This is a genomic window from Bacillus sp. FSL W8-1141 (genome assembly GCF_038593205.1).
GTDB lineage: Bacteria > Bacillota > Bacilli > Bacillales > Bacillaceae > Bacillus > Bacillus altitudinis.
In genome coordinates this window covers 1,850,986-1,864,236 of sequence record NZ_CP151973.1, presented here as the reverse complement: position 1 = coordinate 1,864,236, position 13,251 = coordinate 1,850,986, and the positions used below count along the sequence as shown (strand labels likewise).

Sequence of the window (13,251 nt, the reverse complement as noted above, 5' to 3'; positions counted from 1 at the left end):
GGTGATGCAAAACATGCTGAAAAAGATCAGTATAACGGTTCTGACACTAGTTTTCATGGGTGTCTTCTTATTGATTCCGTCTAGCAGTCTAGCTCGTTCGATGCCAAAAGGGAAGCTTGAGAGCACAAGAGAGATGCGTGCAGTGTGGGTCGCATCAGTTTATAACTTAGATTGGCCTTCAAAGAAAGGACTGCCCGCAGATGAGCAGAAACAAGAGTTCATTCAACTGTTAGACGATATCAAAGCGATGAATATGAACGCCCTCATCATGCAAATTAAACCAACAGCAGATGCCTTTTATCCATCGAAATTCGGGCCATGGTCTGAATATTTGACTGGTACACAAGGGAAAGACCCTGGATATGACCCGCTTGAATTTATGATAGAAGAAGCACATAAACGTGGCCTTGAATTTCATGCTTGGTTTAACCCTTATCGAATCACCATGAATCATACCGATCTCAACCGGTTATCAGCCGATCATCCTGCAAAAGCACACCCTGATTGGACCATCGCCTACGGAAATCAGCTTTACTTTAATCCAGGCATTCCTGATGCTCAGGACTTCATTGTTGACGGGATAGAGGAAGTAGTGAAAAACTACGATATTGATGCGGTGCATATGGATGATTATTTTTACCCGAATAAAATCGCTGGTGTGCCATTTCCAGATCAAGAAACGTATGAAACTTACGGGAAGAAGTTCACTCATATAGAAGATTGGCGAAGGGATAATGTGAACGAGCTAGTGAAGCAGATCAATGACACCATTAAGAAAGAAAAACCGTATGTGAAATTTGGTATTAGCCCATTTGGTGTATGGCGCAACATAAAAGATGACCCAACCGGTTCAAACACAACTGCAGGGATGACCAATTATGATGATTTGTATGCTGATACAAGAGAGTGGATACAGCAGCACCATATTGATTATATCACCCCGCAAATTTATTGGAGTATCGGCTTTCAGCCCGCTGCCTATGATGTGCTGACGAAATGGTGGTCAAATGAAGTGAAGGGGCAGCCTGTTCACTTGTACATTGGCCAAGCGACGTATAAAATCAATCAAAACAGTGATCCTGCTTGGTCTGATCCCGAGGAGTATTTTCGCCAGATCGAGCTGAACAGGCAGTCACAGCTCGTACAAGGAAGCATGCATTTTAGTCTGAAAGATATCAATCGGAATCCCTTGAATGTAAAGAAACGATTAATAGAAGAAACCTATAGCAAACCGGCTATCATACCAGAGATGCCATGGCTTCATCAAAAAGCGCCAAAAAAACCAATCATTCAATCTGTGAAAAAGACAGAGGATGGTGCAGTTTTACAGATACAAAATGATCCGCGCTCTAGTGCATCCTATTATGCAGTCTATCGATTGTCGCATAAAGGGACATACGAATTTATGCAAACGGTCAGAAAAGAAACAGGTTCCTTCACACAAACGAAAGACATTTTAGCAAATCAAAAGAAGAGCTATACCTATAAAGTGACGGCACTCAATCGCCTTCATCATGAAAGCAAACCTTCTACAAAAACAGTAAAATAACAAAGACAGCATAAATGAGGGGTTTCCTCCGTTTATGCTTTTTTGCTTTCTCTATTTTTCTACTATTTTTATTTTAATTTTCTGAATTCAATCAAGCTTGGCATGAAGAAGCTATTTCAATAATAAATATGATAGAAAAGCGCCAAAGGGGGAAGCAAAATGGATTTTGAATTAACGAAAGAGCAGCAAATGATCCGTCAGATGGTCAAAGAATTTGCAAAAACAGAAATTGCACCACACGCCCAAACAGTTGATGAACAGGCAGCATTTCCGGTGAACACATTTCAAAAAATGGGGGAGCTCGGTTTTATGGGTATACCCTTTCCAGAGAAATATGGAGGTTCTGGAGGAGATACGATCTCTTATGCACTGGCAGTCGAGGAAATTGGCAAGCAGTGTGCCAGTACAGGTTTAAGTTATGCCGCAGCGGTTTCCTTAGGCGCAAGTCCACTTTATTACTTCGGCACGGAGGAGCAAAAGATGGACCATCTTGTTCCATTAGCCTCTGGAACAGCGCTTGGCTCCTTCGGATTAACAGAACCAAATGCCGGATCAGATGCAAAAGGAACAAAAACAAAAGCCATTAAAGACGGACAAGAATATGTCATCAGTGGGGAAAAGTGCTGGATCACAAATGCCAATTATGCCAGAACGATTATTGTCACCGCTGTGACAGATCATGATGAAAACGGACGTCCAATCATCTCCGCCTTTATTGTGGAGAAAGGGCAAAAGGGACTTTCAATTACAAATCCATATGACAAAATGGGGGTTCGCGGTTCAGATACGGCTGAAATCATTTTAGACGAAGTGCGTGTACCAGCGCATCATATATTGGGAGACAAATCGAAAGGATTCAAGCAATTTTTATATACATTGGACGGCGGACGAATTTCCATTGCAGCCTTATCTGTCGGAATTGCACAAGCTGCACTTGATGCTTCACTTTCCTATGCAAAAGAAAGAAAGCAATTTGGAAAGACGCTCTCATCCTTCCAGGCCATTCAGTTTAAGCTGGCGGATATGGCGATGCAAATAGAGCTTGCAAGACAAATGGTCTGGAAAGCCGCTTGGCTGAAAGATCAAGGAAAACCATTTACAAAAGAAGCGGCCTATGCCAAACTGTTTGCTTCAGAAATGGCTACAAAAGCAAGTCTTGATGCTGTCCAAATTCATGGCGGAACAGGCTATATGAAAGAATGCGGTGTTGAACGGCTTGTGAGAGATGCCAAGCTCATGGAAATCGGAGAAGGAACCTCTGAAATTCAGCGGCTCGTGATCGCAAGACAGTTGTTAGCGTAATACCTTAATGAAAACGCTTACTACACATGAGGGAGGAAAGCAATGATGTCGATTCACCCGCAAACGATTGGCTCCCTATTAAGAGAAAAAAAAGAACAGCATCCAGCACATGAAGCCGTTGTTTACCCAGAACGTTCTTTGCGTTATTCGTACGAAGCGTTTTATCAAGAGGTCAAGGAAACAGGTAAAGGTCTCATGGCATTAGGGGTTCAAAAGGGAGATCACATCGCCATTATGGCACCAAATATACCTGAATGGCTCATTCTTCAATTTGCCTGCGCCTCCATTGGTGCTGTTCTTGTCACTGTGAATACCAATTTTCAATCACAGGAACTCGCCTATTTACTCAAGCATTCTGACAGCAAAATGTTGTTTATTGTAGACGGCTTTAAAGAAACGTCCTATGTCAACATGCTTGAAGAGCTAATTCCAGAACTTCAAACCGCTCATCAAGAGGAGATCACTTCCACACAATTTCCTTATTTAAAAAGATGTATCTATATCGGTCAGCATGTACCAAACGGTATGCTCAGCTGGGATCGTCTTCAAGTGGCAGCCAAAAGAACCGAAGATCATGAATGGGAGAAGCGAATGAATGAGCTCACGCCTGATGACGTTATTAATATGCAGTACACTTCAGGCACAACCGGCTATCCAAAGGGCGTCATGCTCAGCCACACAAACATCGTCTGTAATGCGAGTCAGATCGCAGATTGTATGAAATTAACAGAGCAGGACCGTATGTGTATCCCAGTGCCGTTTTTTCATTGCTTCGGCTCTGTTCTTGGTGTACTTGCTTGTCTCACAAAAGGGGGAACGATCATTCCACTTGAATCATTCCATCCAGAACGAGTCCTTCAAACAGTAGAAAAAGAAAAATGCACCGTTCTTCACGGTGTACCAACCATGTTCATCGCAGAGCTTGATCATCCAAATTTCCACTCCTATGACCTGTCCACATTACGAACGGGGATTATGGCCGGTTCACTCTGCCCATCCCACGTCATGAAAGCAGTCATTGAAAAAATGGGACTGAGAGAGCTCACGATTGCCTATGGTCAAACCGAAAGTTCACCCGTCATTACCCAAACAAGAACCGATGATTCGTTTGAAAGACGCGTTCAAACGGTCGGACGTGCGCTTCCTCAAATTGAAGTCAAAATTGCCTTACCAGGAACGTCAGAAGAAGTGCCAAGAGGACAGCAAGGGGAGCTTTGTACAAGAGGTTACCATGTCATGAAGGGCTATTATAAAAACGAAGAAGCAACAAATGAAGTCATTGATGAGGACGGATGGCTTCATACAGGGGATTTAGCTGAGATGGATCATGACGGTTATGTGAAAATCACAGGCCGGCTCAAAGATATGATCATCAGAGGCGGAGAGAATGTGTACCCAAAAGAGATTGAGGATGTCTTATACACTCACCCTGCCATTCTTGACGCACAGGTCGTTGGTATTCCCGACGAGACATACGGCGAGGAAGCAGCCGCATTCATTCGGCTGAAACAAGGGAAGTCGGTCTCAATTGAGACATTAACGAGCTATTGTCAGTCGCAAATGGCACGCTACAAAATCCCGAAATACTTTTTCATTACAGATGAGTACCCAATGACAGCCTCAGGCAAAATTCAGAAATTCCGCTTGAAAAAGCAGGCGCTTGATCTAATAAAGGAGTGAAGGCAGCGATGTTTGAACAAGTATTGATCGCCAATCGAGGCGAAATTGCCCGTAGAGTGATTCGGACATGTAAACGGCTCGGAATCAAAACCGTTGCCGTTTATTCAGAGGCTGATCAACATGCACTTCATGTGCAAGAAGCAGACAGCGCCTATTATATCGGCGGCGCTAAAGTTTCTGAAAGCTATTTAAACATGGAAGCGATCATTAAGGTTGCCAAACAAACAAATGCTGATGCTATCCACCCGGGGTATGGTCTTTTATCAGAAAATGCGGCATTTGCTGAGCGCTGCCGGAGCGAGGGCATTGCCTTTATTGGACCATCTGCACAAGTCATTCAGCAGATGGGAAATAAAATTGAAGCGAGAAAAACGATGGAACAAGCGGGCATCCCAATCGTTCCTGGTGTTTCAGCCCCACTCCATGATGCAGACGAAGGTGTTCATAAAGCACAGACACTCGGCTATCCCATTATGCTAAAAGCATCGAGCGGTGGCGGCGGGATTGGTATGCAGCTCGTCCGCAACGACGAAGAACTGCATCGAGCGTTTGAAGGAAATCAAAAAAGAGCACAAAGTTTCTTTCAAGACGGAACTTTATACATGGAAAAGGTGATTGAACACGCACGGCACATCGAAATTCAAGTTCTTTTTGATTCGTTCGGTCACGGCGTTCACTTATTTGAAAGAGATTGTTCACTCCAAAGAAGACATCAGAAAATTGTTGAAGAGGCACCAGCCGTCTGTCTTGAAGAAACGGTGAGACAGCAAATGGGACAGATGGCCGTCAAAGCTGCCAAAGCAATTGGGTATGAAAATGCGGGCACAATTGAATGTTTAGTCGATCAAAACCAGCAATTTTATTTCTTAGAAATGAATACGAGATTGCAAGTAGAACACCCTGTCACAGAAGAAATTACCGGGATTGACCTTGTCGAGGAGCAGCTAAAAATTGCCGCATTAGAGCCCCTGTCCTTCAGCCAAGAGGATATTCATCAAATTGGGCACGCGATTGAAGTTAGAATATACGCTGAAGACCCTGTGACATTTTACCCTTCGCCAGGCACGATCACTCGGCTTTCTACACCTGATGCCCCATATATCCGTCATGAGTCAAGCGTCACGAGCGGAAGTGTCATTACCCCATTTTACGATCCAATGATTGCGAAAATGATTGTGTACGGTGATACTCGAAAACTCGCCATAGAACGATTAAAAGCAGCATTACAAGCATATGAAATAGAAGGGATCAAAACCAATGTACCGCTTTTAAAGGAAATGGCCGAATCAACTGCCTTTTTACATGGCCGCATCACAACCGATTATCTGATGAAAAAAAGGGAGGAAAACCGTTCATGAAAACTGTCACGATACAAATGGCCGGAAACTTATGGAAGCTTCTTGTGAAACAGGGTGATGATGTGCAAAAAGGACAGGAAGTCGCCATCTTAGAATCGATGAAAATGGAGATTCCCATTGTTGCAGAAGAAGCAGGTGTGATCAGTAAAGTGTATAAGGCGGAGGGGGAATTTGTTGACGAGGGAGAGGTACTTTTGGAGCTGACAGAATAGGGGGAAAGCCGCATGGCATTACCAAAAAATGTGCTCATTAGAGAGGTCGGCCCGCGCGATGGACTACAAAATGAATCCGTTTGGCTGGACACAATGAAGAAGCGAACATGGATCCATTTACTCGAAGAAGCCCATCTTCCTTATATTGAAGTCACCTCATTTGTTCATCCGACATGGGTTCCAGCCTTAAAAGACGCCAAAGAATTAGCCCAATCATTAAACAAAAAAGAGGATATCACCTATGCCGCACTCATCCCAAATGAAAAGGGGTTAGCTCATTTTTTTGAAGCAAACCTTGAGGTAGGGGCTATGTTTATCTCATCGAGTGAGACACATAACAAAAAGAATATGAATCGATCTATACAGGAAACACTGCCTGTGATCAAACAAATGACAGCCGATTTAAAAGCAGAAGGACGGCAAACGCGGGCCTATATTTCAACCGTGTTTGGATGTCCTTATGAAAAACAAGTGCCGATGGACCAAGTGCTGCGATTAACGGAACAGCTGCTGTCCTTCGGCATTGATGAAATATCACTTGGGGATACCATTGGGGAAGCCCATCCGCTGCAAGTAGAAAGACGGTTAGACCTTTTACTTGAACGCTTTCCTGCTGATAAAATCGCACTTCATTTTCATGATACGAAAGGAATGGGGCTTGCCAATATTTATACAGCATTAAAAGCCGGCATCACCATATTTGATGCCTCTAGCGGGGGGCTTGGCGGCTGTCCTTATGCACCTGGCTCCAGCGGAAACGTGGCGACAGAAGACGTGGTGCACATGCTTCACAAACTCGGGATCGAAACAAATGTCGACCTCCCTTGCTTGATTAAAGCGGCTGAATGGATTGAAGCAAAAGTGGATCGAACCCTGCCAAGTCACTGTTTACGCGCTTTTCAGTCTCACACTACTTGATAAAGGGTGAATCACATGACTTCATTGATCAATTTTTCAATACAAGATCACATTGGCATCATGACATTAAATAGACCAGCACAAGCCAATGCTCTCTCCGTTGCTATGCTAGAGAAAATCAACCAAACGATTCAAGAAATCAAACATGATGCAAACATCCGCTGTTTGCTCATGACAGGAGCTGGCGCTAAAGTTTTTTGCGCAGGAGCAGACTTAAAAGAACGGCGATTGATGACAGAACAAGAAGCCAAAGAAGCCGTTCTGACCATTCAGCAAACCTTTACAGACATTGAATCTTTGCCTGTTCCTGTCATTGCCGTGATAAACGGACACGCACTTGGCGGAGGTCTTGAGCTCGCGCTCGCCTGTGATCTCCGCATCGCAAGAGCGGGTGCAGCGCTCGGCCTGCCGGAAACAGGACTAGCTATCCTGCCGGGAGCAGGGGGCACACAAAGACTTTCGCGCCTGATCGGACCCGGGAAAGCGAAAGAAATGATCTTCACAGGCACTTCTTTACGAGCAGAAGAAGCCGTTCAAATTGGGCTGATTGAACGTATCTCTACAGCCGATTCACTGATGAATGATGCCATCACACTCGCAAAACAAATCACCAAAAATGGACCGATCGCTTTAAAAGAAGCAAAACAAGCCATTCAATCCAGCCTTGATCACGATTTACAAACAGGGCTGACGAAAGAATACGAAGCTTATCTGCGGCTTATTCATACAGAAGATCGACTAGAAGGTCTCAAGGCTTTTCAAGAAAAACGAACGCCTTATTACAGAGGGAAATAGCAAGAAAGGGGAATGTTTATGATCGAAGAATATAAATTAAAAAAACAACGAATTGAAAAGGGCGGGGCAGAACGCTACCATCAAAAAAACAAAGAAAAAGGAAAATTATTTGTCCGTGATCGCCTCCATTTGTTATTAGATGAGGATTCTTTCATTGAAGATGCCATGTTTGCAGAGTGCAAAGATGAACACTTACCAGCAGATGGTGTCGTCACCGGAACCGGTCGTATGAATGGGCAGACTGTTTGTGTCATGGCAAACGACTCTACGGTTAAAGCAGGATCGTGGGGTGTCAAAACAGTAGAAAAAATCATTCGAATTCAAGAAACGGCCGAGAAGCTCAATTGTCCTATGCTGTATTTAGTCGATTCTGCGGGTGCAAGAATCACTGATCAAATCGCAATGTTCCCAGGCAGAAGAGGAGCAGGGCGCATTTTTTATAACCAAGTCAAGCTGTCTGGGCGCATTCCTCAAATTTGTTTACTATTCGGTCCATCTGCAGCCGGTGGTGCGTATATCCCTGCTTTTTGTGACATTGTCGTCATGGTCGAAGGAAATGCCTCTATGTATTTAGGCTCGCCGCGAATGGCTGAAATGGTGATCGGTGAAAAAGTATCACTTGAGGAAATGGGCGGTGCGAAAATGCATTGCAGCATTTCTGGATGCGGAGATATATTAGCCAAAACAGAGGAAGAGGCTATTCAAATTGCACGTGATTATTTAACCTATATGCCTGCCAACTATACAGAAAAACCAAAAACGACAGTAGCAAAAGCACCTAAACCATCTGAAACCACCATCAAAGACTTAATCCCTAAAGGCCAGAATACCCCATTTGATATGTATCAACTCATCGATTTACTGATTGATGAAGGGTCATTTTTTGAAATCAAAAAGCTGTTTGCCGCAGAGTTAATTACCGGCTTTGGCAGAATGAACGGTCAGCCTATCGGTCTCATTGCCAATCAGCCAAGGGTCAAAGGCGGCGTATTATTCCACGACTCAGCTGATAAAGCCGCCAAGTTTATTCAGCTCTGTGATGCCTTTCATATCCCGCTGCTCTTTCTTGCGGACATACCAGGATTTATGATTGGAACAAAAGTGGAACAAGCCGGCATTATTCGTCATGGGGCAAAAATGATCTCCGCTATGTCAGAAGCGACCGTTCCGAAAATATCCGTCATCGTCCGTAAAGCATACGGAGCAGGACTATATGCAATGGCAGGCCCTGCTTTTGAGCCAGACTGCTGTCTCGCTCTTCCATCGGCGCAAATCGCTGTGATGGGTCCAGAAGCCGCTGTAAATGCCGTCTATGCAAATAAAATTGCAGAACTCCCGCCCGAAGAGAGGGCTTCATTTATACAAGAGAAACGGAAGGAATACCAGGAAGATATGAATATCTATGAGCTTGCCTCTGAAATGATCGTCGATGGCGTCATCCCATTTGACCGTCTAAGAACGGAACTTTGTCATAGATTACTAGCCTACTCATCGAAAGACATGACATTTACGAAACGAAAACATCCGGTCTATCCGGTCTAAAGGGGGCAGACCTCATGATCAACCAGAAACCAGAGTGGATACCGGAAGAAAAGCAGAGCCAAAAAACACGTTTGCATCAGTGGATGAAATCTCTTGGTTTTTCTACGTATGACTCATTCTATCAAGCCAGTATTGATCGCACAGACTGGTTTTGGAGAGAAGCGGAGAAGGCAGTCGGCATTCAGTGGAAAAAACCATATGAAGCGGCATTAGGTCACCACTCATTGATGTGGCCGAAATGGTATCAGGGCGGCACACTAAACATCACCGAAACGGCTGTGGACAAATGGGCAGAAAAAGAAGAGACGAGGCATCAGCTCGCCATCATTTGGAGCAATGAAGCCGGTGAAGAAAAGAGATGGTCATTTCTCGAACTTCAAGAGAAAGTGAGCCGTCTTGCAACTGGCTTTTTGAAAGAAGGACTTCAAAAAGGGGATGTAGCCATCATCTATATGCCAATGCTTCCAGAAACGGTCGCCGTCATGCTTGCCTTTGCAAAGATTGGTGTTATTTTCAGCCCAGTCTTCTCAGGCTATGGAAGCGAGCCACTCGCTGTACGCATTCGTGCGTCAGGCGCATCCATTGTCGTCACAGCGAATGAAATGATGCGGCGAGGGAAAACGATCAACATGCGGGAATGTGTGGCTGATGCCATCAACAAAACCACAACTGTGCAAAAAGTGATTGTGCACACTTCCTCTCATACCGGATATCAGGACGATGTCCTGCTGAATGATTTGTTAAAAGAACAGCCGTTCACCGGCGCGACCTATGTCACAAATGAAGACCCGCTGATGATCTTGTATACGTCAGGCACAACCGGCACACCAAAGGGAGCCGTTCATACACACGCAGGCTTTCCGATAAAGGCAGCTTTTGATGCCGGGCTATGTATGGATGTGGCAAAAGGAGACCGGCTGTTTTGGCTGACTGATATGGGCTGGATGATGGGGCCATTCCTCGTCTTTGGCGGCTTGATCAATGGAGCTACCATCGTTTTATATGACGGCGCTCCCGATTATCCAGATGAGCAGCAGCTCTGGTCATTCATCCACGAGAAGAAAGTCACTCATTTTGGGCTTTCCCCTACATTTGTTCGTTCTGCGATGCAGCAAACGATTGATGGGGTCGAACTATCGCATGTCAAAGCCATTATTTCTACAGGGGAACCATGGAATGAAGCTCCGTGGCAATGGTTATTTCACACCATTGGTCAAAAGAACATTCCAATCTTAAATTATTCAGGAGGAACCGAGGTTTCTGGTGGCATTGTAGGCAGTACGCTGCTTCGCCCCATCAAACCGATTCTCTTTAATGCGGCGATCTTAGGAATGGCGGCAGATGTATACAATGAAGCTGGGCAAAGCGTGATGAATGAAGTAGGGGAGCTTGTGGTGAAAAAGCCATGGGTCGGCATGACATGTGGTTTTTGGAACGAACCGGAGCGTTATGAAGATACGTATTTCAAACGATTTGACGGTGTATGGACACACGGAGATTGGGTCATGCAAACAGAGGACGGAGAATTCCACATCACCGGCAGATCGGATGATGTCATTAATACAGCAGGGAAACGCATCGGGCCAGCTGAAATTGAATCCATCCTTACCTGGCATCCTGCCGTGCATGAAGCCGCTGTGATTGGGGTAAAGGATGAGGTGAAAGGGGAGGCGCTCGTCTGTTTCATCGTGACCAGTCCGCATGCTTTTGAAGAAGCTGCCCTTATCCAAGAGCTTTCAGCCCATGTTGGTTCACATGCCGGAAAAGCGCTCACACCAAAAGAAGTTCATCTCATTTCAGCTTTGCCGAAAACAAGGAATGGAAAAATCGTACGACGTTTACTTAAAGGGGCGTATGAAGAGCAGCTTTCACCCGATCTATCTTCATTAGACAATCCAAATGTATATAAGAGTCTGACCGAATACTTGAATAAGAAACAGAAAAAATAAAAAAGACAGGATGGTTCCTGTCTCAGCGTGTAGACAAACCCTCGCATTCGGTGTCAGTCCTGCGCTTCGGTGCTCACGAATGTCAAATTCGCTCCGCGCCGATGCTCGTCCTTCCTAGGGCTGCAAAGGTTTTCTATCACGCTGAAAAGAAGACAAAGGGCTAAAATAAAGTTCATTTTAGCCCTTTGTCAACAATCTGAGACAGGATGGCTCCTGTCTCTTTTTATTGCACATGAAAATTCGTTCCATCTGTTGTCTCTTTCACAATCCCTGCCCGAATGACAAAATCGCCGAAATGTTCATTTTCTTCTCGTTCTTTTGCGTAGCGGGGGAGAATAGAGCCAAGTTCTTTTAGAATGTCTTCCTCACCCACATTTTCACGGTATAATTTACTTAATCTGCTGCCATCAAATGCGGCACCAAGATACATATTATACTTACCAGGTGATTTTCCGATAAATCCAATCTCTCCAAGCGCATGACGAGCACAGCCATTTGGACAACCAGTCATTCGAATGGTGATTTCTTTATCACTTAATCCGTTTTCTTCAACGATGTCTTCGATTTTATCAATCAATCGAGGAAGGTAGCGCTCTGCTTCAGCCATCGCTAAGCCGCAAGTTGGCAAAGATACACAAGCCATTGAGCTGCGGCGCAGGGCAGAGTGCTGCTGGCCGTCTGATAAACCAAACTTCTGAATGAGCTGTTCGATTTGTTTCTTTTTATGAGTTGTCACATTCCCAATGATTAAATTCTGATTGGCTGTTAAACGGAAGTCACCTGTATGAACCTTGGCGATTTCGCGGATGCCTGTCATCAGCGGATAATCATCATAATCTGTGATGCGTCCGCCTTCTACAAACATCGTATAATGCCATCTGCCATTAATGCCTTTTACCCAGCCATAACGGTCACCGTTATGATCAAAGTGATAATCCTTTGCCTCTAAAAGAGTAAACCCAAGACGGCGCTCAAGCTCTTCTTTTACATTCTCAAGACCAAGGCGGTCCACCGTATATTTAAAGCGGGCATTTTTTCGCACGGAACGGTTTCCGTAGTCACGCTGAATGGTGATGACTTGTTTGGCAATTTCTACGACCTGTTCAGGTGTACAAAAGCCGATGACCTTTGCAAGCTGCGGATAAGTCGCTGTATCACCATGCGTCATACCCATTCCGCCGCCAATTGCGACATTAAAACCGACCAGTTGATCGTTTTCGATAATGGCAATAAAGCCTAAATCCTGCGAAAAGACATCAATATCGTTAGCAGGAGGGACCGCCACACCAATTTTGAATTTCCTTGGCAAATAAAGCGGACCATACATCGGTTCAACTTCCTTATCTGGCGTTGCCGCAACCTTTTCCTCATCAAGCCAAATTTCGTGATAAGCTCTTGTTTGCGGGAGCAGGTCATCACTTAATTTTTTCGCCAGCTCGTATACATCATGGTGCACTTCTGATTGATAGGGGTTTGATGTACACATGACATTCCGGTTCACGTCGCCGCAAGCAGCAATTGTATCAAGCATAGTAGAATGAATGTCTTGAATGGTTTTTTTCATATTCCATTTTAAAATACCGTGAAGCTGAAAGGTTTCACGAGTCGTCAGCTTTAACGTACCGTTTCCGTATTTGTGAGCAAGCTCATCCATCACAAGCCACTGATTAGATGTGGCGATTCCGCCAGGCAGACGGACACGCAGCATAAATTGATAGGCAGGCTCAAGCTTTTGTTTTTGTCGTTCATTTCTCAGATCACGATCATCTTGTAAGTAGCTGCCGTGATGCTTCATCAGACGGTTGTCATCATCCGGAATTCCCGCTGAAATCGGATCAAGCATCACTTCTTTTAACGTACCCCGTAAATAATCACTTTTTTCTTTGATTTCCTCTACGTCGCTCGGAGGTCCATCCGGCGCTGTTAATGCTGTCTTCACCATGTAA

At 44.7% G+C, this 13,251-nt stretch carries 10 protein-coding genes; 9 read left to right on the top strand and 1 reads right to left on the bottom strand.

The window, feature by feature from the left end; genetic code table 11:
- Positions 1-13 precede the first annotated feature (13 nt).
- The 9 genes from NSQ52_RS09395 (at position 14) to NSQ52_RS09355 (ending at position 11,305) form a co-directional block, all read left to right on the top strand.
- The gene (locus NSQ52_RS09395; RefSeq protein ID WP_342474089.1) at positions 14-1,549 is read left to right on the top strand and encodes a family 10 glycosylhydrolase; all 1,536 of its coding nucleotides are present in this window, start codon (positions 14-16) and stop codon (positions 1,547-1,549) included.
- A gap of 159 nt (positions 1,550-1,708) precedes the next feature.
- On the top strand, positions 1,709-2,851 hold the full coding sequence (locus NSQ52_RS09390; protein WP_039167867.1) for an acyl-CoA dehydrogenase family protein: 1,143 nt from the start codon (positions 1,709-1,711) through the stop codon (positions 2,849-2,851).
- A gap of 42 nt (positions 2,852-2,893) precedes the next feature.
- Complete coding sequence (locus NSQ52_RS09385) at positions 2,894-4,531, top strand: AMP-binding protein (RefSeq protein WP_039167865.1); 1,638 nt, start codon at positions 2,894-2,896, stop codon at positions 4,529-4,531.
- A gap of 8 nt (positions 4,532-4,539) precedes the next feature.
- Positions 4,540-5,889 carry an acetyl-CoA carboxylase biotin carboxylase subunit gene (locus NSQ52_RS09380; protein WP_041507175.1) on the top strand — a complete coding sequence of 450 codons (1,350 nt, stop codon included), beginning with the start codon at positions 4,540-4,542 and terminating at the stop codon, positions 5,887-5,889.
- Positions 5,886-6,101, top strand: coding sequence for an acetyl-CoA carboxylase biotin carboxyl carrier protein subunit (locus tag NSQ52_RS09375; RefSeq protein ID WP_017367387.1), 216 nt, complete (start codon positions 5,886-5,888; stop codon positions 6,099-6,101). The genes NSQ52_RS09380 and NSQ52_RS09375 overlap by 4 nt, the downstream gene beginning before the upstream one ends.
- A 12-nt stretch (positions 6,102-6,113) precedes the next feature.
- Positions 6,114-7,019 carry a hydroxymethylglutaryl-CoA lyase gene (locus NSQ52_RS09370; RefSeq protein ID WP_144680456.1) on the top strand — a complete coding sequence of 302 codons (906 nt, stop codon included), beginning with the start codon at positions 6,114-6,116 and terminating at the stop codon, positions 7,017-7,019.
- A gap of 15 nt (positions 7,020-7,034) precedes the next feature.
- Entirely contained in the window at positions 7,035-7,814 is a 780-nt protein-coding gene (locus NSQ52_RS09365; RefSeq protein ID WP_342474088.1) for an enoyl-CoA hydratase-related protein, read from the top strand.
- Positions 7,815-7,832: 18 nt separating this feature from the next.
- On the top strand, positions 7,833-9,356 hold the full coding sequence (locus NSQ52_RS09360) for an acyl-CoA carboxylase subunit beta (protein WP_342474087.1): 1,524 nt from the start codon (positions 7,833-7,835) through the stop codon (positions 9,354-9,356).
- A 14-nt stretch (positions 9,357-9,370) separates the two neighbouring features.
- On the top strand, positions 9,371-11,305 hold the full coding sequence (locus tag NSQ52_RS09355; RefSeq protein WP_342474086.1) for an AMP-binding protein: 1,935 nt from the start codon (positions 9,371-9,373) through the stop codon (positions 11,303-11,305).
- Between the two features lie 223 nt (positions 11,306-11,528).
- Here the strand turns inward: NSQ52_RS09355 and cysI are convergent, their stop codons facing one another.
- On the bottom strand, positions 11,529-13,247 hold the full coding sequence (cysI, locus tag NSQ52_RS09350; RefSeq protein WP_326242467.1) for an assimilatory sulfite reductase (NADPH) hemoprotein subunit: 1,719 nt from the start codon (positions 13,245-13,247) through the stop codon (positions 11,529-11,531).
- Between the last annotated feature and the right edge of the window lie 4 nt (positions 13,248-13,251).